Origin of the sequence: Streptomyces sp. NRRL B-1140 (genome assembly GCF_001280065.1) — a bacterium.
In the GTDB taxonomy this organism is placed as follows: Bacteria; Actinomycetota; Actinomycetes; order Streptomycetales; family Streptomycetaceae; genus Streptomyces.
On sequence record NZ_LGEA01000102.1, the window covers coordinates 426,992 to 448,285 of the forward strand.

General features: G+C 72.9%; 15 protein-coding genes. 10 read left to right on the plus strand and 5 right to left on the minus strand.

Features of this window, described 5'->3' with window-relative positions:
• Window positions 1–87 precede the first annotated feature (87 nt).
• Window positions 88–3,096, plus strand: a complete 3,009-nt coding sequence (locus tag ADK65_RS22750; RefSeq protein WP_053672189.1) for a glycoside hydrolase family 35 protein — start codon at window positions 88–90, stop codon at window positions 3,094–3,096.
• Window positions 3,097–3,234: 138 nt separating this feature from the next.
• On the opposite strand, the gene ADK65_RS22755 is transcribed toward ADK65_RS22750, so the two are convergent.
• The gene (locus ADK65_RS22755) at window positions 3,235–4,746 is read right to left on the minus strand and encodes an alpha-N-arabinofuranosidase (RefSeq protein ID WP_053672190.1); all 1,512 of its coding nucleotides are present in this window, start codon (window positions 4,744–4,746) and stop codon (window positions 3,235–3,237) included.
• A 264-nt stretch (window positions 4,747–5,010) separates the two neighbouring features.
• Here ADK65_RS22755 and ADK65_RS22760 point away from each other — a divergent pair, with 264 nt between their 5' ends.
• The 3 genes from ADK65_RS22760 to ADK65_RS22770 all read left to right on the plus strand — a co-directional run bounded on the left by ADK65_RS22760 (window position 5,011) and on the right by ADK65_RS22770 (window position 8,454).
• Window positions 5,011–5,622 carry a toxin-antitoxin system, toxin component family protein gene (locus ADK65_RS22760; RefSeq protein ID WP_199825678.1) on the plus strand — a complete coding sequence of 204 codons (612 nt, stop codon included), beginning with the start codon at window positions 5,011–5,013 and terminating at the stop codon, window positions 5,620–5,622.
• Complete coding sequence (locus ADK65_RS22765) at window positions 5,619–6,851, plus strand: DUF6545 domain-containing protein (protein ID WP_053672191.1); 1,233 nt, start codon at window positions 5,619–5,621, stop codon at window positions 6,849–6,851. Before ADK65_RS22760 ends, ADK65_RS22765 begins: the two co-directional genes overlap by 4 nt.
• A 196-nt stretch (window positions 6,852–7,047) precedes the next feature.
• On the plus strand, window positions 7,048–8,454 hold the full coding sequence (locus ADK65_RS22770; protein ID WP_107092350.1) for an FAD-dependent monooxygenase: 1,407 nt from the start codon (window positions 7,048–7,050) through the stop codon (window positions 8,452–8,454).
• A 70-nt stretch (window positions 8,455–8,524) separates the two neighbouring features.
• Here the strand turns inward: ADK65_RS22770 and ADK65_RS22775 are convergent, their stop codons facing one another.
• The 4 genes from ADK65_RS22775 to ADK65_RS38920 all read right to left on the minus strand — a co-directional run bounded on the left by ADK65_RS22775 (window position 8,525) and on the right by ADK65_RS38920 (window position 11,739).
• On the minus strand, window positions 8,525–9,373 hold the full coding sequence (locus ADK65_RS22775; RefSeq protein ID WP_053672192.1) for an SMP-30/gluconolactonase/LRE family protein: 849 nt from the start codon (window positions 9,371–9,373) through the stop codon (window positions 8,525–8,527).
• A complete protein-coding gene (locus ADK65_RS22780) occupies window positions 9,370–10,143 on the minus strand; it encodes an IclR family transcriptional regulator (protein WP_053672193.1) in 774 nt (257 codons plus the stop codon). The genes ADK65_RS22775 and ADK65_RS22780 overlap by 4 nt, the downstream gene beginning before the upstream one ends.
• A 193-nt stretch (window positions 10,144–10,336) precedes the next feature.
• A complete protein-coding gene (locus ADK65_RS22785) occupies window positions 10,337–11,584 on the minus strand; it encodes a PucR family transcriptional regulator (protein WP_053672194.1) in 1,248 nt (415 codons plus the stop codon).
• Between the two features lie 2 nt (window positions 11,585–11,586).
• Window positions 11,587–11,739, minus strand: coding sequence for a hypothetical protein (locus ADK65_RS38920; protein WP_199825679.1), 153 nt, complete (start codon window positions 11,737–11,739; stop codon window positions 11,587–11,589).
• A gap of 214 nt (window positions 11,740–11,953) precedes the next feature.
• Between ADK65_RS38920 and ADK65_RS22790 the strand changes: the two genes are divergently transcribed.
• The 6 genes from ADK65_RS22790 to ADK65_RS22815 all read left to right on the plus strand — a co-directional run bounded on the left by ADK65_RS22790 (window position 11,954) and on the right by ADK65_RS22815 (window position 21,285).
• Window positions 11,954–12,949: a DUF3068 domain-containing protein gene (locus ADK65_RS22790; protein ID WP_053672195.1), complete on the plus strand. Its 996-nt coding sequence runs from the start codon at window positions 11,954–11,956 to the stop codon at window positions 12,947–12,949.
• A 222-nt stretch (window positions 12,950–13,171) separates the two neighbouring features.
• A complete protein-coding gene (locus ADK65_RS22795) occupies window positions 13,172–14,320 on the plus strand; it encodes a glycosyltransferase family 4 protein (RefSeq protein ID WP_053672196.1) in 1,149 nt (382 codons plus the stop codon).
• Between the two features lie 11 nt (window positions 14,321–14,331).
• Window positions 14,332–15,126, plus strand: a complete 795-nt coding sequence (locus tag ADK65_RS22800) for a class I SAM-dependent methyltransferase (protein ID WP_053672197.1) — start codon at window positions 14,332–14,334, stop codon at window positions 15,124–15,126.
• Window positions 15,123–19,298 carry a DUF3367 domain-containing protein gene (locus ADK65_RS22805; RefSeq protein ID WP_053672198.1) on the plus strand — a complete coding sequence of 1,392 codons (4,176 nt, stop codon included), beginning with the start codon at window positions 15,123–15,125 and terminating at the stop codon, window positions 19,296–19,298. The genes ADK65_RS22800 and ADK65_RS22805 overlap by 4 nt, the downstream gene beginning before the upstream one ends.
• Window positions 19,295–20,542, plus strand: coding sequence for a condensation protein (locus ADK65_RS22810; RefSeq protein ID WP_053672199.1), 1,248 nt, complete (start codon window positions 19,295–19,297; stop codon window positions 20,540–20,542). Before ADK65_RS22805 ends, ADK65_RS22810 begins: the two co-directional genes overlap by 4 nt.
• Window positions 20,539–21,285, plus strand: a complete 747-nt coding sequence (locus ADK65_RS22815; protein WP_053672200.1) for a class I SAM-dependent methyltransferase — start codon at window positions 20,539–20,541, stop codon at window positions 21,283–21,285. Before ADK65_RS22810 ends, ADK65_RS22815 begins: the two co-directional genes overlap by 4 nt.
• Window positions 21,286–21,294: the final 9 nt, after the last annotated feature.

The window sequence follows — 21,294 nt, forward strand, 5'->3', positions numbered from 1 at the left end:
CCGCGCACCACAGTGAGCACATCCACCCCGTACGACAAGCACCGCACGTCGCACCACGTATCGCAAGGCACAACAGGAGGCGCTCCCTTGGAGCTCAGCAGGCGGACCTTCCACGCTCTGGCCGGCACGGCGGCGCTCGGCTTCGCGCTGACCGGCAGCGGGTCGCCGACCTCCGCCCATCCCGCACGGCCCGCGCCCACCGGCCCGCCGCCCCCGGTGCCCGGCGCGGACGGCCGGCCGCACGAGATCGGCTTCGACCACCACTCGCTGATCGTCGACGGCCGTCGCCTGGTGCTGTGGTCGGGTGAGATGCACCCCTTCCGGCTGCCGAGCCCCTCACTGTGGCGGGACGTGCTGGAGAAGATGCGTGCGCACGGCTACAACGCCGTCAGCGTGTGCGTCGCCTGGAACCACCACTCCCCCGCACCCGGCCGGTACGACTTCACCGGCGTGCGCGACCTGGACCTGTTCCTGCGGACGGCCGCCGAGACCGGGATGTACGTCATCCTGCGGCCCGGGCCGTACATCAACGCGGAGGTCGACGCCGGCGGCTTCCCCGGCTGGCTGACCGCCACCGAGGGCCGGGCCCGGACCTCCGACCCGACCTACCTGCGCTATGTCGACGAGTGGCTGACCGCGGTGAACGCCATCGTGGCCAAGCGCCTGTTCACCCGGGGCACGGGCACGGTCCTGCTCTACCAGATCGAGAACGAGTACGACGCGCACGTCGACGAGCCGTCCGGGCGCGCCTACATGTCGTACCTGTACCAGAAGGTCCGCGCCGACGGCATCGACGTGCCGCTGTTCCACAACGACAAGGGACGCGACGGCGCCTGGACACCGGGTTCGTTCGACACCGGCGGGGAGAAGGGGCGCTGGCTGTACGGCTTCGACGGCTACCCGGAGCCGGACCGAGTGCCGCCGGACTGGGGGGCGTTCGGGGCCGGCGGCAGGAAGGGCGGGGCGACGGCCAGTCCGCACACGCCCGGGTTCGTGCCCGAGTTCGGCGGCGGCTGGTTCGACCCGTGGGGCGGTTCCACGTTCGACGGGAAGGGGTACGCCGAGGCGCGCCGGACCCGGGACGCGGCGTACGAGCGGCGTTTCTACCTCACCAACCTCGCCAACGGCATCACGCTGCACAACGTCTACATGACCTACGGGGGCACCTCGTGGGGCTGGCTGCCCGCGCCGGCGGTCTACACCTCGTACGACTACGGCGCCGCGTTCGACGAGGCACGCAACGCCACCCCGAAGCTCGCCCCGATGCACCAGATCGGGCAGTTGCTGCGGTCCGTGCCCGACCTCGCCAAGCTGCGCCGGGCGAAGACGGTGCGGGCGACCGACGACCGGTTGAAGGTCTACCACCTGACCAACCCCGACACCGGGGCCCACGTCTACGTCCTGCGCAACGACACGGGCGAGGCACTTTCCTCGACGCTGCCGGACGCCGGGATCGACGAGCCGGTCACGGTCCCGGCCCGGGACGCCAAGCTGATCGCCGCGAATCTGAAGCTCGGGAAGCGGACGCTGGTGCACTCCACCGTGCAGCCCATGGTGAGCCTGACCGTCGGGCGGCAGGACATCGCCGTGTTCGCGGGCCGCCCGGGCGAAATGGCCCAGGTCGTGCTGGAGTGCGCGGACGAGCCGACGCCCATGCGGCTGGACGCGGAGCCCGCCTGGGCCTACAACCTGGGCAAGCTGTTCATCACGGCCCCGCTCGGCGCCGGCGGGCTGAGCCGGGTGCGGGTCGAGGGCGACGGTGTGGACACGCCGATGCTGGTGCTGTTCGCCGACGACGCCACCGCCCTGCGGCTGTGGCCCTACGAGACCCCGTCCGGTCCGCTCCTCGTCTACGGCCCCGCCCTGCTGCGCTCGGCCGAGCTGCGGGACTCGACGGTCCACCTCACCGGCGACACCATCGGAGAGACCGGCCTGGAGGTGTGGGGGCCGCGCGGCATCACCCACGTCACGTGGAACGGGCGCCCGGTCGCCACCCGGATCAGCGCCTCCGGCAGCCTGCTGGCGCTGCGGCCGCTGCCCGGGGTGACCCGGCCGGCCCTGCCCACGCTGGAGGGCTGGCGGCGCCGGGCCGGGAACCCGGAGTCCGAGCCCGACTTCGACGACTCGGACTGGACGACGGCCGACAAGGAGACGACCTTCAGCAGCACACCCGTGCCCGACGGGCAGCCCGTCCTGTTCGCCGACGACTACGGCTTCCACTACGGCGACGTCTGGTACCGCGGCGAGTGGAGCGGCGACGGCGACATCGCGTCCGTGTCCCTCGCCTACAGCACCGGCACGCAGGGCCTGCTGATGGCCTGGCTGGACGGCGAGCCGCTGGGCACGCACCGGATGCCGGTGCCGGACGAGGACCGGGCCCGGCAGGGGACGTGGACCGCGAAGGCCCGCTTCGGCCTTCCGAAGAAGCTGCGGGAGAAGTTCCGTGAGGAGAGCCGGGAGGGAAGCCGGCAGGAGGGCCGTGAGGAGAGCGGGAAGCAGCGGCACGTGCTGTCCGTGCTCGTGCGGCGGATGCAGCACGACATGGACGGCGAGGCGCTCGACACGCACAAGGCCGCGCGCGGTCTGACCGCCGTCACCTTCGAGGGCGGCTCCCCCGAGGTGAAGTGGCGTATCCAGGGCGCGGCCATGCCGGATCCCGTGCGAGGTCCGATGAACAACGGCGGGCTGCACGGGGAGCGCGAGGGCTGGCATCTGCCCGAGTACGACGACGGGGACTGGAAGGACGCCCGGCTTCCCCGGTCCGAGCGGCGGCAGGGCGTCACCTGGTACCGGACGGACTTCCGGCTGGATGTCGACCCCGGCGTCGACGCCTCGGTCGGGCTCGTCCTCGAGGACGACCCGGACCGGGCCTACCGCGTCCAGATCTTCCTCAACGGCTGGAACATGGGCCAGTACATCAACGACGTGGGTCCGCAGCACACCTTCGTGCTGCCGAACGGGATCCTGCGCACGCGTGGTGCCAACACACTGGCGTTGGCGGTGTTGTCCGACGGGACCACACCGTCCGGGCCGGGAGACGTACGGCTGACGCTGCTGGGCGCGGCGGCCGGAGGGGTGCCCGTCGAGCCGGTGTGACCGGATCGAGCCGTCCTCGCGCATGTCATGAACGCTGTGGCGAAGGTGCCGGATTCGGACGGCTACCGGACGGTTGGGACGACCTCGGCCTCGGCGTCCTCGGCCGCCCTGCCGCGCATCGAACGCTGACCTGGGCCGTCAGGCAAGCCGGATCACGTTCCAGGACAGCGGCTCCAGGACGGCGGTGAGCGTGCCGTCCCGGAGGGCCGTGCCGTCGACCGGGTGGGGGGTGACCCGCTCGGGGTCGTCGAGGGTGTTGCGGGCGTCGGGATCGGCGTCCGCGAGGGCGCTGTGCTCGACGACCCGCGTCAGGTCGAGGCCGCTCAGAGCGGCCTCGAGGGGCAGGGCGTCGGTGCGGCTGCGGTTGACGGCGAAGACGGTGACGGTGCCGTCCTCGCCGCGCACGGCGGTTGCGTGCAGGAGGTCGGTCTCGCCGTACTTCTTCGTCTCGTACGTCGGGGAATCCACGCGGACGTCCAGGACCTGGCCGCGGCCGTGGCGCGCGGCCTGGGCGAACGGGAAGAACGTGGTCTGCCGCCAGGCCGGGCCGCCCGGTTCGGTCATGATCGGCGCGATGACGTTGACGAGCTGGGCGAGGCAGGCGACGGTGACGCGGTCGGCGTGCCGGAGCAGGGCGATGAGGAGCGAGCCGAAGACGACGGCGTCCATGACGCTGTAGTTGTCCTCCAGCAGGCGCGGGGCCTCGGCCCAGTCCCGCGCGCCGGAGTCCTCGATCTCGTGCCACTCCGAGATGTACCAGACGTTCCACTCGTCGAAGGAGAGGTTGATCCGCTTCTTCGACTTGAGCCGGGCGCCGACGTGGTCGGCTGTCGCGACGACGTTGTCGATGAAGGACTCCATGTCGACGGCGGAGGCGAGGAAGGAGTCGATGTCGCCGTTCTCGGGCCAGTAGTAGGCGTGCAGCGAGATGTAGTCGACGAGGTCGTACGTCTCCTTGAGGACCGTCGCCTCCCACTCGGCGAAGGTCGGCATGGACTGGCTGGAGGAGCCGCAGGCGACGAGTTCGACGCCGGGGTCCATCTGACGCATGGCCCGGGCCGTCTCGGCGGCGAGGCGGCCGTACTCCTCGGCCGTCTTGTGGCCGGTCTGCCAGGGGCCGTCCATCTCGTTGCCGAGGCACCAGAGGTTGATGCGGAAGGGGTCCTTGTCGCCGTGCGCGGCACGGAGGTCGGACAGGGCGGTGCCGGCGGGGTGGTTGGCGTACTCCTGGAGTTCGAGGGCCTCGGCGACACCCCGGGTGCCGAGGTTGAGGGCCATCATGGGCTCGGCCTGGGGGCCGATCTTCTTCAGGAAGGCGATGTACTCGGAGAGGCCGAAGCGGTTGGTCTCGGTGGAGCGCCAGGCGAGGTCCAGGCGGCGGGGGCGGTCCTCGACCGGGCCGACCGAGTCCTCCCACTTGTATCCCGAGACGAAGTTGCCGCCGGGGTAGCGGACGGCCGTGACGCCGAGTTCGCGGACGAGGTCCAGGACGTCGGTGCGGATGCCGTCCTCGTCGGCGGCGGGGTGGTCCGGTTCGAAGATGCCGGTGTAGACGCAGCGGCCGAGGTGTTCCACGAAGCTGCCGAAGAGGCGGGGGTTGACCTCACCGACCGTGAAGGCGGGGTCCAGGGTGAAGCGGGCGGTGTGCATGGTCGCCTTTCGGGGTGGGTGGTACATGGGATCGCCGACCCGTACCGTTCGGCATTTCGGATGGCACTCGTTACCTCGAACGGGACCGTAAATTTGACGGGCTAGCACGTCAATGGGCCGTCCGGACTTCGGTCAGGACTTTTCCGGACAGGAACGGTCGTTCCCCATGGAACATCGGACGCCGGATCGCATGACGCGCACACTTTCGGGCGCGTAGTCTCGGATGCGCCGGCAGGTCTCGGCCGGCGCCGAGGAGGGGGAGCGATGGACATCGCGGGCGCGCGGGTCAGGGCCGCCCGAGTCACCGCCGCGCTCAGGCGCTCACGCAGTGGCTCAGCCATGCGCGGCCTGGCCGCCGAGCTCGCCACCGCGGTCCGGAAGAGACCCCGGCGCCCCACCGACGTAACGTCGCTGTGCCGGGCGCTGTGCGAGGAGATGAGCGCACGGCGCGGCGGACGGCCCGTGCAGCTCCGGTTCGAGCGGTTTCCCGACGAGTTGGAAGTGACCGGCCTGTGGGTCGAGTTCCAGGACTTCGACCTCGTCATCGTCGAGGAGCGGGCCGAGGCCGTGCAGCAGCTGGTCATCCTCGGGCACGAGCTGTGGCATCTGCACGCGGGGCACGGGCATCACCACGGGGCGGGTGCGGCGGCGGCTCACGCGTTCGCCGACCGGCCGGGGTGGGAGGACGTCGCGCTGGCGGTGGCCGCCCGCCACGGCTCCCGGGAACGGGACGAGGCCGAGGCCGACGCCTTCGGACACCGGCTGGCGGCGGGGTGCCGGGCGCTGCTGTCGGGTGGAGCCGGGCCCGACGTACCCCTCGAACCGGTGCAACGGTCGCTGTACTACCGGGGGCCGCGAGGAGGTGCGGCACCGTGACGACGGTGGCGCTGACCCCGGCCGAGTTCGTCAACCAGTTCTATCCGAACTTCTGGTGGATCCCCGCGGGGGTCCTGGCCGCCGCCCTGGCCATCAAGCTGCCGAGCATCATCCGGCTCTGGAAGGATCCGATGCTGCGCGCGGTCGGCGGGCTGCTGCTGCTCGCCTGCGCGGTGTTCGTCTTCGTGGCGCCGTCGACGATCGCCCGGGTCAACCGGCTCACCGGGGTGGCGAACTTCTCCGGCCCCTGGGTCTACTCGCTGCTCACCGCGTTCTGCGCCTTCTGTCTGCTGCTGATCATCTCCTGGCGCAACGGCCTGTCCGACCGCTCGGAGCGCACCCGGCGCGCCATGCGCGGGGTCGTGGCGGTCTACTCGGGTGTGGTTGTCGCGATGTGGGTGCTGTTCGTTCTCGCGGACGTGCCGGTGGAGCGGCTGCGGGACCTCGACACGTACTACGCGAACACCCCGTACATGCGCGAGGTGATCGTGCTGTACCTGCTCGCGCACACGGTGGCCGCGCTGGTCACCAACGGGCTGATCTGGAACTGGGTCCGCACGGACGGACTCGACTCGCTGCTGCGCTGGGGGCTGAAGTTCCTCGGCGTGGGGTATGCGGCACAGTTGCTCTTCGACGCCGCCAAGATCAGCGCGGTGGTGGCCCGTTGGACCGGGCGGGACGTGGACTGGCTGAGCACGGCCGTCGCCCCGCCGCTCGCCTGTCTGTCCGCCGTGCTCATCGCGGTCGGCTTCATCCTCCCGCACGCCGGCCAGTACCTGCACGGGCGCTGGCACGTCCGGCTCGCTCTCCACGAACTGCGGCCGCTGTACCTGCTGATGAGGACCGTCAACGGCGGTGAAGGCGTGCCGTTCCTGCTGCGCGCGACGCCCGAGCTGCGCCTGGTCCGCCGGGAGACGTTCATCCGCGACGTGCTGCTGCCGCTCGCCCGGCACATCGACGAGGACCGGCGCGAGCGTTTCCACGACGCCGCCCTCGCCCTCGGCCACCCGCCCGACCGGGCGAAGGCCCTGGCGGCCACCGCGGCGATCCTGGACGCGGCCGACACCAGGAGCAGGGGGCGGGAGGACGACGGCACCGGTGCGCGCGACACCACGGACCTGCTGCGCGAGATCGGCGCCGTGTCCCGGGCCCTGCGGCGCACGGAGGACCTCCGGGCGATCCGCGCTCTGGCGCGCGACCACACGGACGGCAGGTCGCTCACCGGCTGACCCGTGTACGCACGAGACCCCGCACGAAAGGTCACGGGCGCGGAACGTGAAGGTACGGTGAGAGCCGTCCGAGTCGAGCCCGCATGGCTCGAAACCGCCGTCGGCGTGCGGGTGTTGTGCGCCGCATTGCCCTGGCCGGACGTCGGGGAACGCCCTCAGGGCAAAGGAGCCTTCATGGCTGAGTGCGAGGAGTCGCATGTCGCGTAGAGCTGTCGTCATCGGTGCGGGTCTGGCCGGCATGCTGGCCGCGGCGGCCCTGTCCGCCGTCGCGGACGAGGTGGTCGTGCTCGACCGCGACGACCTGCCCGAGGGGCCGGAGCACCGCAAGGGCCTGCCGCAGGGACGTCACGCGCATCTCCTCATGGCCGGCGGCCTGGGTTCCATGGAGGACCTGGTGCCGGGTGTGGACATGCGCAAGCACCTGCTCGCCGCCGGTGCGCACGAGATCCCGCTCGGCTCGGGCATGGCCGCCCTCACGCCCGAGGGCTGGTTGCGGCGCTGGCGTCACCCCGGGCCGAGCATGCTGACCTGCACTCGCGCCCTCCTCGACTGGGCGGTGCGGGGCGCCGTGCTGGACAGCACCGGGGTGGTCGTCCGCAAGGCGCGGGTGCTGGAGCTGACGGGGTCGCGGCAGTGTGTGACCGGGGTCCGCCTCTCGACCGCCGCCGGGGAGGAGGAACTCGCCGCGGACTTCGTGGTGGACGCGAGCGGGCGCGGATCGCGGATCGTGACCTGGCTGGCGGGGCTGGGCGTCGACGACGTGCGCGAGAAGACGGTGGACGCCGGCCTGGTGAACGCCACCCGCCTCTACCGCACCCCCGAGGGAGCGGGGCGTTTCCCGCTGACCATGGTGCAGGCCGACCCGTACCAGGGGCGGCCCGGCCGCAGCGGCATGGTGCTGCCGATCGAGGGCGACCGCTGGATGGTCAGCCTCGCCGGCACGCGGGGCGGCGGCGAACCGCCGTCCGACCCGGACGAGTTCCTGCGGTACACCCTGGAACTGCCCGATCCCATCGTGGGACGGCTGATCTCCGGCGCGGAACCGCTCACCGACGTCCATGTCAGCCGCAGCACCAGCAACCACCGCCGGTACCTGGAGAAGGTCCGCTCCTGGCCCGACCGCCTCGTCGTCCTCGGCGACGCGCTGGCCACGTTCAACCCGGCCTACGGGCAGGGCATGTCGGTGGCCGCACTGGGCGCCCGGGAGCTGGCGCGGGAGCTGCGGCGCTCCGGCTCCGGCCTGGGCCAACCCGGGCTCGCCCGGCGGGTGCAGCGGCGGGCGGCCAGGCCGGTGGAGGCCGCCTGGACGATGGCGGTGAGCCAGGACGTCTGGTACCCCGGGACGCGCGGGGGCTCGCCCGGCCTCGCCGACCGTCTGGTCACCGCCTACACGCGCCGCATGATCCGCACGGCGACCGGTTCGTACACGGCGGCCTCGGCGCTCTGGGACGTGATGAGCATGACGACGGGGCCGGCGCGGCTGCTCCGGCCCTCGACGGTCCTGGCGACGCTGAGCGGGCCGCCGTTGCCGGCGGCGGTGGGGGCGCCGCTGACGGAGGACGAGCGTGCGGTCCTGCGGAGGCTGGACCGCACGGGAGGCTGAGACAGCGGACCAGGGCACTGGACCGGACGGGGCGCGCAGACATGGGCGCGTGCTCCGCCCCTGGTCCTCGTCAGCCGGCGAACGCGGGTTGAGCCAGTCCCTTGCCCGCCCCGGGCACCACGAACAGGGATCCCGCCAGGGCGGGCGGATCGGTCAGCCCCACCCGGGCCGTCGTCACGTACAGGTCGGTCAGCCCGTCCCCGCCGAACGCACAGGCCGTCACCAGCGGCACCGGCAGCCCGATCACCCGGTCCAGCTCACCGTCGGGGGTGTAGCGCCGCACCGCCGACCCCTCCCACAGGGCGACCCACACGCATCCCTCGGCGTCCACGGTCAGCCCGTCGGGGAAGCCCGCGCTCTCCTCGATCTCGGCGAGGGTGCGCCGCCCGGAGATCCTCCCGTCGGCGTAGTCGAAGACGTCGAGGCGCCGGGTCGGGGAGTCGACGTAGTACATGAGCCGCCCATCGGGGCTCCACCCCGTGCCGTTGCTGACGGCCACGTCGTCGAGCACGACCTCGGCCGTGCCGTCGCCGGTGACGCGGGACAGCGTGCCGCCCCCCGGCGCCTCGTCGTAGCGCATCGTGCCCGCCCACAGGGCGCCGTCGGGCGCGACGGCGGCGTCGTTGGCGCGGCGGCCGGGGACCGGCTCGTGGTGGAGCCAGCGGAAGGTGCCGTCGGGGTCGAGCAGGCCGACCCCGTCGCGCAGGTTCAGCACCAGTCCGCCGCCGGTGCGGGGCTTGACGGCGCCGATGTGCTGCTGCGTGCGGCGCAGGGTGCGGCGCCCGGTGGCCGGGTCGTAGGTGTGCAGCCGGGAGCCGAGGATGTCGATCCAGAGCAGCCGGCCGGTCGCCGCGTCCCAGGTGGGGCCCTCCCCCAGCTCGGCCTCCGCACGCACCGCGACCTCGTACGGCGTCCTCATGCCATGCCCCGGTGACCGAGGTGCTCGGACAGCTCGGCGGCGCCCTTGACGGCGAGCTGCTCCAGCTCGGCCCGGCGTTCCTCGCTCCAGCGGATCATGGGCACGGAGATCGACAGGGCGGCGACGACCTGCCCGGTGCGGTCGCGGACCGGCGCGGCCACACAGGACACGTCCGGGTTGGACTCGCGGTTCTCCACGGCGAGGCCCCGCTCACGGATCTCGGCCAGGGCCTCGCGCAGGGCGGCCGGGTCGGTGATGCTGTTGGGGGTCATCGCGACCAGCTCGGCGCTGTCGGGGATACGCGCGGCGAGCTCCGGCTCCGGAAGGGAGGCCAGCAGCATCTTGCCTACGGAGGTGCAGTGGGCGGGCAGCCTGCGCCCGGCCGCCGACACCATCCGCACGGCGTGCGTGGAGTCGACCTTGGCGATGTAGATGACGTCCGTGTCCTCGAGGATCGCCACATGCACGGTCTCGTCGCAGGTCTCGGCGACGGACCGGGCGACCTGCTGGCCCTCGGCCGCGAGGTCGAGCTGCTCGGAGTAGCGGGCACCGAGCTGGTACGGGCGCACACCGAGCCGGTAGCGTCCGGGCTGGCCGGGCACCGGAACGATGTACTTCCGGGCGGCGAGCGTGGTCACCAGCTCGTGCACGGTGGTGCGCGGCAGCTGGAGCCTGCGCACGATGTCGGGGGCGGAGAGCGTCCCGTCCCCGTCGAGAAAGAGCTCGAGAATGTCGAGAGCCCGGGTCACGGCTGGTACGAGGCGTCCCACGACCGGCCCCCTCCCTTATATGTCTCAGGCGCCTGTGTTGCGGATCCCGGTGTTCGAGATATCAACAGGCGATCGGCATGACGAACACAGGCTAGCCATAGAGGTATGCGCGGGCAATGGGCGAAGCCCCGGTGCACGGAAACCACCGGGCAGGGCGACGCCCGGTTCCGCTGCTACGACAGAGCCGGTCGGCTCAGCGGCGGCCCCGCTTCGCTCCCAGCTCCCCCCGCAAGCGCTGTGCGCGCAGCACCAGCTCCAGTTCGAAGCGGCGGTCGGGGTCGTCTATCTCGTCGCCCCACAGTTCGCGGATCTGGCGCAGGCGGTAGCGGACCGTCTGGGGGTGGACGCCGAGGCGGGCGGCGACCTCCGGGGCGCCGCCGCGGGTTTCCAGCCAGGCCAGGAGTGTCTCGGCGAGGCGGCGGCCGTGTGTGGGGCCGCAGTGGGTGAGAGGGGCCAGGCATCTGAGGGCCAGGTCGTCGATGAGTTCCTCGGGCTGGAGGAGGACCAGGGCCTCGGTGTGCTCGGTGCAGTAGAGGACCTCGCCGGAGGGGAGGAGGTCGCGTTCCATCAGGCGGACCGCGGCCTCCGCCCAGCGCAGCGACTTCGCCGCGTCGGTGAGCGGGACCGGTGGGCCGATCGCGCCGGACCAGCCGGCCAGGGCCCGGTGCAGGAGCTCGGGGCGGCCCGCCGCGTCCGGCTCGGGCACGACCATGCGGGGCTGCTCGTACTCCATGTCGAGCAGGACGCCCTGGCCGACCGCGGGGGCCATCGCCTCGCGGGCCGGGCGGAGCAGCACGCCCACCGCGACCGTGGCCGGTAAGGGCCAGCCGATGCGGGCGGCGCGTTCGGTCAGGGCCTCGGCCGGGTCGCCGCGGTGGTGCTCGGCGAGGAGCAGCTCCATGAGGCGACGCTGCAGACGCAGGCGTTCCCCGGCCTGGCGGGCGGCTGCCTCTGCGTAGCCGCGTACGGACTGGTCGACCAGGCCGTCCAGGTACTCGTAGCCCGCGTCGACCAGTTCGTACATCGCCGGGGGCGGGATCTCCACGCGCTGACCGATGTCGGCGAAGCGGCGCCAGGCCAGGCGTACGCCCATGCGGTAGATGGCCTGGAGGGAGTCGAGGGAGCGGCCGTTGAGGCCCTCGCCGCGGCCGAAGTCCTGGAAGACGCCGGGCGGGACGGTGGGCCGCCCCTCCGAGTGCTCCAGGTGCTGCACGAACACCTCGATGGCGCGGCGGATGCCGACCAGGGCCATCGGCTCGCCGGAGTCGTCGAGGACGACGGGCAGGTGCGGGTACTCGCGCTGGATCTCGCGGAGGATCTCCTCGGCGAGTGCGGGCGCCTCGGCCATGGCGATCGCGGCGAACCGGCGCACCTGGAAGCGCGGTACGTCGTGCCAGGCCGAGCGCGTCGGGAGGGCGGCTGCGGTGCGGGCGGCCGTCACGGTCAACTCCCCTGCCCTGTCCGCTCGTACGTGATCAGGGGGGTGTTCGGCTGGTCGGGTGTGGCTTCGAGCAGCGCGACCACGCCCAGCGCGGCGCCCACGGCGAGGGCGGCGGCGAGTGCGACGGTCAGCGCGGCGGCGAGCAGTCTCGACATCGCAGGGTCAGCCTCTCTGTCCGGATTCGCCCGGAGATCGTCCGGAGGTTGCCCCACCCCGGCACCCCGTCCCTGCCTGTCGCGCCCAGTCTCGACAAGCATTGACACCCCGTCAAGAGCCGCCTACGGTTCCCGGCCCAGCCGCACGTGCGCATCCCGCCGCCGTGCCGGCCCTCTCGTACGTCGAGCCGTCCCAAGCCACTGGAGTGCCCGGATGCGCCGTACAACCTCTCCCTTTTCCCTGGTCCTGCTGGGTCTCGGCACGTTCCTGCTGGTGCTGGCGCCGCTGCTCGCCTGGTACGTGGAACCGCGTGCCGCGGTCAACCCGGTCGACATCGACACCACGGCCGTCTACACCGGCCGGGGCAGCGTCTTCGACACCGACCGGATCGAGACGGTGCCCGACCGGAAGATCACCGTGACCCAGCGGGTGCGGGGCAACGTCGAGGACAGCGAACGCAGCGGCAACGCCGTCTGGGACGTGACGACCACGGTCGACACCGACAAGTCCCTGCCGGCCGCCGATCCGCACGACGCGCTGGACTTCGTACCGCACCGCTGGGTGATGGACCGGAGGACCACGCGGCCGGTGCACTGCTGCGGGGAGAAGCCCTACATCGAGGGCGAGGCGTACCTGAAGTTCCCCTTCGACGTGCAGAAACGCTCCTACCAGTGGTGGGACAACACCCTCGGCGACACGGTCGTGCTGCGCTACCGGGGCACCGCGAAGATCCAGGGCTACACCGGTTACAAGTTCACCGGGTCCGTGTCACCGACGAGGACCGGCACGCGCATGGTGCCCGGCAGCCTCGTCGACCAGCCGAACCGTCCGCAGGTACTGGCCGAGGAGTGGTACTCCAACCACGGCTTCGAGCTGGTCGTGGACCAGGCGACGGGCCGTGTGATCTACGCGCAGACCGGCCCGCGGCGGACCCTGCGGGCGCCGGGCGGGAAGAAGGACGCGGCGGTGCTGCTGGACAGCCGGAAGGTCTCGTTCACCACCGCGACGCAGAAGGAAGCGGTGCGGCAGGCGAAGCGGGACAGCGGGCAGCTGCGGCTGGTGGGCACGACGCTGCCGATCGGGGCCGCGGCGGCCGGCTTCGTGCTCGCCGTGGTGGGTGGCGTTCTCGTGGCGCGTGGGCGGAAGGAGCCGGAGAACCCCGTTCCGGCCGAAAGGCCCGATACGCCCCAGCCCACCCTCACGAAGTGATGTGCCGTCAGCTCCAACAAAGCCCGAAATTGTCACGCCGGTGAGTAGCCCTGGCGAACGTCCGGGCGAAAACTGTCCAACCCCACCCGAGCACATCCCGTCCACACTCCCCTCCCAGGAAGAGCTCAGGCCCCCCACAGGCCGCCCCCCCCCTGCGACCGACCACACCCCCCACGTTTTCCCCACACTGAGTTCCGCACCCCGAGACGAGTTGGAGCACCCATGCCCCAGCACGTACCGTCCAAGCTGCGCGCGGCGTCCCCCAGCGCGCAGCACCCCCCGGCGCTCCCCCCACATCCGCGCCGGATCGTCTTCCTCGCCCATCGTGATCTGGACAACCCGTCCGCCGGCGGCTCCGAGCTGCTGGTCGACCGGCTCGCCGACGGCCTGACCCGCCTGGGTCACCAGGTGACCCTGCTGTGCGGGGGGCCCGCGGCCCGGCGTGACTACCGGGTCGTGTCCGCGGGCGGCCCGTACGGGCACTACCTGCGCGCGAGATCGGCCTTCGCACGCCGGGTCGGCGAGTGCGATCTGCTGGTGGAGGTGTGCAACGGCATGCCGTACCTGGCGCCGCTGTGGCACCGGGGGCCCACCCTGTGTCTGGTCAACCACGTCCACACGGATCTGTGGACGATGCGCTTCGGCGGGCCGCTGGCACCGGCGGCGCGGATCGGCCGAAGACTCGAGCACTGGGCCCTGGCGGGGGCGCAGCAGCGCAACCTGCTCGTCGCCGTGTCCTCCTCGACCGCCCACGCGTTGCGGGCGATCGGGGTCGAGCGGGAGCGGATCAGGGTCGTGCACAACGGGGTGGAGGAGCCGGGCCCGAGGGCCGAGCGCTCCACCGAGCCGTTGTTCGTCGCCGTCGGGCGCCTGGTCGAGTACAAGCGGGTCGACCTGCTGCTGCGGCTCTGGGAGCGGGTGCGGCCGGTGACCGGCGGCCGGCTGGTGATCGTCGGTGACGGGCCCGAGCGGGAGCGGCTGGAGCGTCTCGCCGGTCCGGGTGTGGAGTTCACCGGGTACGTGACGGAGGCAGAGAAGCACCGGCTGCTGTGCGCGGCCTGGCTGTTGCTGCATCCCTCGGCGGTGGAGGGGTGGGGTCTCGTCGTGACGGAGGCCGCGGCCCGGCAGACGCCGAGTGTGGCCTTCGACGTGCCGGGGCTCAAGGACTCCGTGGTGGACGGTGAGACCGGGGTCCTCGCACGCGGGGAGTCCTCGTTCGCCGCGGCGTGGTGTGCGCTGGCCCTGTCGGGGCGGCGGCGGGAGCTGATGGGCAAGGCGGCGCGGGAGCGGGCGGCGCAGTTCCGGTGGGACCGGACGGTTCGGCAGTTCCGGGTGGTGGCCGCGGAGGCGGTGAGGAGCTGGGGGCCGTGAGGCGGCTTGCGGTGCGTCGTGGCCGGTCGCGCCCACGCGGCGGAGCCGTCCGTGGCGCAGCCCCGCGCCCCTCGACCACGCCGAAAGACCCCTCGTTCAGGCGATCCCTTGCTCTGTTCCGTGCCTTCCTCCACGAACAGGACGATCCCGAGAGCTGTTACGCGCTGCTCGCGCGCGACGCCGCCGATCAGGTCGAGGCCTACGACGGTCCCGTCGCGGGGCGTACCGTCCTGGACGTCGGCGGCGGCAGCGGGTACTTCACCGAGGAGTTCCGGCGCCGCGGGGCGCAGGCGTTCCTCTTCGAGCCCGACCCGGCCGAGCTCGGCGGGAAGCCCCCTGCCGCGGCGGTCGTCGCCGACGGGTACCTGCTGCCGCTGCGGGACGGCGTCGCGGACGTCACCTTCTCCTCCAACGTGCTGGAGCACGTGGCCGATCCGGAGACGTTCCTCAGCGAGCTGGCCCGGGTGACGCGGCCCGGCGGTCTGATCTATGTGTCGTTCACCAACTGGCTGTCGCCGTGGGGCGGGCACGAGTGGGCCCCGTGGCACTGGTTCGGCGCCGAACGGGCCCGGGCCCGTTACGCGCGGCGGACGGGCAGGCCCGCCAAGCACACGCTAGGCGAGAACCTGTTCGCGGTGCACATCGGCTCCACCCTGCGGCAGGTGCGCGCCCGGGACGACGTCACCCTCGTCTCGGCGCGTTCCCGCTACTGGCCGTTCCTCGCGGAGACCGTGGTCAAGGCGCCCGGCATCCGCGAGTTCGCCACCTGGAACCTCCTCCTCATTCTGCGGCGGTGTCCTACATGACAACCACGGTCCAGGCTCCTCCCCCGGCGGCCGTCCCCACCACCGCGACCACCGCGGGCCCGCCCGACGGCCCGCGGTCGCGGCGCTGGCTGCTGGGTTTCTGGGCCGTGGTGTTCGTGTTGTTCCTCGCGGTGCGGCCGGGGCGGCAGACCTTCGACACCAAGCTCGGCGTCACGGTCGATCCGGGGCAGTTCCTCGCCGATCTGGGCCAGTTGTGGCACGACCGGGCCGGATTCGGCGGGATCCAGGACCAGTACGTCGGTTATCTGTGGCCGATGCTGCCGTTCTACTGGCTGTGCGACCTCGTGCGGCTGCCGGTGTGGCTGGCGGAGCGGCTGTGGCTGTCGCTGATCGTGTCCGTGGCTTTCTGGGGGGCGTTGCGGCTGGCGGAGCGGCTGCGGGTGGGGAGCGGGGCGTCCCGGCTGCTGGGGGCCCTGGCCTATGCGCTGTGGCCGGTGTTCACCACGGTCGTCGGGTCGACGTCGGCCGCCGCGCTGCCCGGGGCGTTCCTGCCGTGGGTGCTGCTGCCGCTGACGAACGAGCGGTACGCCGCCCGGGTCGCGGCCCTGCGGTCGGCGCTGCTCGTGCCGTTCATGGGCGGGGTGAACGCGTCGGCGACGCTGGCGTCCCTGCTGCCGGCCGGGTTGTATCTGCTGTCCCGGCCGCCCGGCCCCCGGCAGCGCAAGCTGATCGCCTGGTGGACCCCGGCCGTGCTCGTGGTGACCGCGTGGTGGTGGGTGCCGCTGCTGCTGCTCGGGGTCTACGGCGAGAACTTCCTCCCCTATATCGAGACCGCGCGGACGACCACGGACACCATGTCGGCGACCGAGGCGCTGCGCGGCGCCGGGAACTGGGTCGCCTATCTGCACCTGGGTGAGGCGTGGCTGCCGGCCGGCTGGGCCGTGGCGTCCTCCGTGATCGTGATCCTCTGCTCCGCCCTCGCCGCCGGGCTGGGGCTCGCCGGACTGGCCCGGCGGGACATGCCCGAGCGGCGGTGGCTGGTGCTGACGGTGCTGGTGGCGGCGCTGGTGCTGCTCGCCGGGTACGGCGGGGCGTTCGGGGCGCCGTTCCACGGGATCGTGCAGGGCTGGCTGGACGGATGGCTGTCGCCGTTCCGGAACATCTACAAGTTCCAGGCCGGTGTGGCGCTGGCGCTCGTGCTGGGCCTGGCGCATCTGGTGGGGGTGGCCGCCGAGCCGCGCGGGGCCCGTCAGGTGCGCGGACGGCGCTTCGCCCCGCTGGTCGCGGCCGTGCTGATCCTGCCCGGGCTGCTGTGGCCGTACCTCAACGGCTCGATCCTCAGCCCGGGATCGTTCCAGAAGCTGCCCACGTACTGGCAGGCCACGGCCGACTGGCTGGAGAAGTACTCGCCCGACTCGCGCGCCCTGGTCGTCCCGGCGACCGCGCACGGCCTCTACACCTGGGGCTCCCCGATCGACCAGCCGCTCGACGTGCTCGCCGAGTCGCGGTGGGCGCAGCGCGACTACGTGCCGTTCGGTACGCCCGGCAACCGGCGCGCCATGGACGCCGTCGAGCAGGCCCTGACGTCCGGGGCCGAAGTGCCGGGTCTGGCCGACTACTTGAGCCGGGCCGGGCTGTATTACGTCGTCGTCCGCAACGACCTCGACCCCGACCAGATCGGCTACGTGCCCACCGCGACCGTCAAGCGCACCCTGGAGCAGTCGGGGTACGAGCGGGTGACGGGCCTCGGGCCGGTGATGACCGGCGGCCGGATCGCGCAGGACGCGCCGCTCCAGGTCGAGGGGCTGTACCCGCGGCAGCGGGCCGTGGAGATCTACCGGCCGACGGGTGAGGACGTGGTCCGGCCGGGGCAGGCGGGGCTCACCCCGGTCGCCGACACGGCCGTGGTGTCCGGCGGGCCCGAGGCGCTGCTGCCGCTGGCGGAGCGGCTGCGCGGCCGGGCGACCGTCCTGGCCGGTGACAACCACCCGGGGCTCGGCACCCCGGCCGTGCAGGTGCTCGGTGACGGGCTGCGGCGGGCGGACACCCGGTTCGGGCTGGTCAACGCCGGTACGTCGTACACGTACACGCGCGACGAGCGCAACGCGCCGGACGCCCTGCAGGACCCGGGCGAGAAGCCGCGTCAGATCCTGCCCACCGAGGGCACCGATCACCAGACGGTGGCCGAACTGCGCGGTGCCCGCTCGGTGTCGGCGTCCTCGTACGGCAACTGGCTGTTCCACCTGCCGCAGTACGACCCGGTGAACGCCTTCGACGGCAATCCGGACACCGCGTGGGCGGAGGGCGCCCCGGACACGCCGGACGGGCAGTGGCTGCGCATCGGCTTCACCGGCCGCTACGACATGCCGCCCGCCTTCAGGGTCACGCCGCTGCCGCAGGAGAGCGTGCGGGCCGCGGCGACGAAGGTAAGGGTGGAGACCGAGAAGGGCGAGCGGACGAGCTTCCTGCAGCCCAACGGCACGACCCAGCGGGTCAGGGCGCCGGAGGGCGCGACGCGGTGGATGAAGCTGACGATCGTGGACTCCGTGGAGCGCAGGTCCGGGCTGACCGGCGCGGGCTTCTCCGAGATCGACTTGCCGGACGTGCAGGTGACGCGGTTGCTGCGGCTCCCGGCGGACGCCGAGGACTCCTCGTCGGCCGCGACGGTCGTCTCCCTGCACCGCGCCTCCGACCCGACGGGTCTCTCCGCGACCGGCGCCGAGACCGGTCTGCACCGCCGCTTCACGACCCCGGCCGCCGGGACGTACGAGGTGAAGGCGAGCGCGGTGCCCGTGCCGGGCGCGCAGCTCGACGAGCTGCTCTACGAGGTGGCCCCCGAACAGCAGTCCCGGATCGTCGCCACCGCCGACTCCACGGCGAGTCTCGGCGCGGGCCTCGCGGCACGCAACCTCACCGACGGCGACCTGACGACGGCGTGGATCGCGGGCGACCGGCCGACGATCCACCTGCGCTGGGAGGGCAAGCAGCCGGTCGGCGAACTGGTGCTGGCGCCCGCGGGCGGTCTGTCCGCCCGCGCGTCCGAGGTGCACATCAGCTCCCCGGACGGCGCGGCCATCGCCGGAGCCGACAAGAACGGCTGGGTCCGCTTCCCGCCGATCACCACCGACCGGCTCGACATCACCATCACCGAAACGGCCCCGCTGACCCTGCACAACCCGGTCGCCGACGAGGACCTGCGCCTCCCGGTGGGCCTCACGGAGGCGTACATCCCCTCCCTCGACCAGTACCGCACCCCGCAGCCGGACGGCACCCGGAAGTTCTCCCTGCCCTGCGGCAAGGGTCCGGTGGTGGCGCTGGACGGCGAGCTGTACCGGACGGGTGCGAAGGGCACCGTGCGGGACCTGGTCGAGCGGCGGGGCGTGGAGGTGACGCTCTGCCAGGAGGGCCGGGACGACACCGAGGTGCGGCTGAACGCCGGGGAGCACCGCCTGGAGGGCGGCGACGCGGGCCCGCTCGCGCTGACGGACGTGACACTGACCCGCGGCACGGTCCCCGAGGCCGCCGCGGCCGGGCGGGACCTGCGGATCCGGGACTGGCTGGGCGACCGGCGCGCGGTGACGGTCGGCTCGGGCGCGGCCTCGTACCTCACCACCTACGAGAACTTCAACGACGGCTGGCGGGCCACGCTGAACGGCAAGGAGCTGACCCCGGTGCGGCTGGACGGCTGGCAGCAGGGCTGGCGGGTCCCGGCCGGGGCGGGCGGCGCGGTGAAGCTGTCCTACGAGCCGGCCGTGACGTACGACGCCGCCCTGATCGGCAGCGGTGTCGGCATCGCGGTCCTGATCGGTCTGGCGCTGTGGCGGCGCCGCGCCCCCAACCCCGACACGCCCCAGCCGGCCCCGCCGCTGCCCGGGCTGTGGCTGGGCACGGTGGCGCTGACGCTGGTCGGGGTGGTGATCGCGGGCTGGTTCGCGCTGCTGGTCCCGGCGCTGGCGCTGCTCGCCGCGCGACGGCACGCCCTGCTGGTGCCGATCGCGTTCGCCGCCCTGGCGGGAGCCGGGATCGTCGCGGCCTTCGGCGCCGGGGAGCCGGTGGGCGCGGGCGAGGGCGCGTTCGGACATCTGGCCCAACTGCTGTCGCTGATCGGCCTGTTCGCGGGGCTGGTGAGCCTGCGCGAGGGGCCGCCGCCCGCGGAGGCGCCGACGCGGCGGCTGCCGAGGACGGACACCGGGGAGGGCGAGACCGTATGACGGCACCGGTACGCATCCCGTTCCCGATGGTGGACGAGGTGTCACGGCACTGCCTCCAGGAGGCGGAACCGGAGACCGTTCACATCGAGGTGCACCTGCCCGGCCCTCTCGACCGGGGGCGGCTGCGCAAGGCGTTCCTGGAAGCGCTGCAGCGGCATCCGCGGATCCTGATGCGGGAGGCGCCAGGGCCGTGGTACCGGCGGCGGTACGAGTGGGAGCTGACGCCGGAGCCCGACGTGGAGGTGGTGACCTTCGTCCCGCCGGGCCCACGAGCCCTGCAGGACGCCAGGACCCGGGCCCTCACCCACGCCCCTCCCCTGTCGAAGTCCCCGCCGATCCGGCTGGAGGTGGTGGACTCGGTCCTGCTGCTCACCATCAACCACACCGCCCTGGACGGCCCGGCGTGCCTGCGGGTCCTGGCCACGGCCGCCGAGCTGTACGGAGGCCGGGACAACGCCCCCGCGGCGCCCCCGACCCGCCCCGCCGAACCCCGGCGGGAGGTCCCGGACACCCCGGGCGGCTGGTCGCCCCCGGCGCGGGTGGCGCACGGCACGCCCGAGCCCTCCCCCGGCAACGGTGTGCTCGTGACCGAGCTGCCCCTCCCGCACCGCCCCAAGGGTTCCCCGTACACCGTCAACGACCAGCTCATGGTGACCACGGCCCTGACCATCGCCCACTGGAACAGGGAGCACGGCGCCCGGCCGCGGCCCCTGCGCATCACCATGCCCGTGGACGACCGGCCCCGCGACACCACCATGCCCATCGGCAACGGCACCCGCCTGGTGGAAGTCCCGTTCGCGCCGGGGGAACCGGACGTCACCGACATGCGGGCCCTGCTGCGGCGCACCGCGGAGCGGACCCGCGCCCTGAAGTCCCTCCCCCGCCCGCAACTCGGCCACGGGGCGGCCCTCCTGACGTCCCCCTGGGCGCCCGTCACCGCCCGCGCCGCCCTCACCCGCACCCTGCGCCGGGCCGCCGCGCCCTGGACGTCGACGACCCTGCTCAGCAACATCGGCCGGATCCCCTACTCGCTGGACTTCGGGGAGGAGACGGGCCGCGCGCACGCGGTCTGGTTCTCGGCGCCCGCCCGGATGCCGCGCGGTCTGACCGTGACCACCGCCTCCACGGCCGGCCGTCTCCATCTGGCCCTGCGCTGGTCGAAGGCCCTGCTCAGCAGCGGCGACGGCGCCCACCTCCGCGACCTCTTCGAGCACTACCTGCACACCACGGAGGTGACCCCGTGACGACACCGACCACGACCGGCGCCCCACCGCGCGATCTACGCGACTTCTACGAGAACCCCGCCGTGCCCGTCGCCTCCGGCACCCCGCGCAGCCTCCGCCAGGCCCGCATGCTCGCGCGGGCCCTGAGCGGCCCGGCGACCGCGAGCCCGCGGACGATCCTCGACATCGGCTGCGGTGACGGCACCGCCGCCGCCACCGCCGCCCCGCTCCTGCCCGGCCACCGCGTCATCGGCGTCGACTGGTCCCAGGACGCCCTGCGCCGCGCCCGCACTCGCATCCCGTACGCGGTGCGCGGCGAACTCACCGGCGGCGGGCTGCCGTTCGCGTCCGGTTCGGCCGACGCCGTGCTGTTCAGCGAGGTCATCGAGCACCTCGTCGATCCGGACGCGGCCCTCGACGAGATCCGGCGGATCCTGCGCCCCGGCGGTCATCTGATGCTGTCCACACCCAACCTGGCCGCCTGGTACAACCGCGGCCTGCTGCTGGCCGGGGTGCAGCCGGTGTTCTCGGAGGTCAGCCTGCGCGGCATCCACGGCCGCCCGGGCGAGGAGGTGGTGGGGCACCTGCGGCTCTACACCGCCCGCGCGCTCAGGGAGTTCGTCGCCGCGTCCGGCTTCACCGTCGTACGGCTCGAAGGAGCCCCCTTCCACGGCGTGCCCCGCCCGCTGCGGCCGCTGGACAGGCTGGCCTGCGCCCGGCCGCAGCTCGCGTCGATCCTGCTGCTGCACGCCAGGAGGACGTAGCCCATGTGG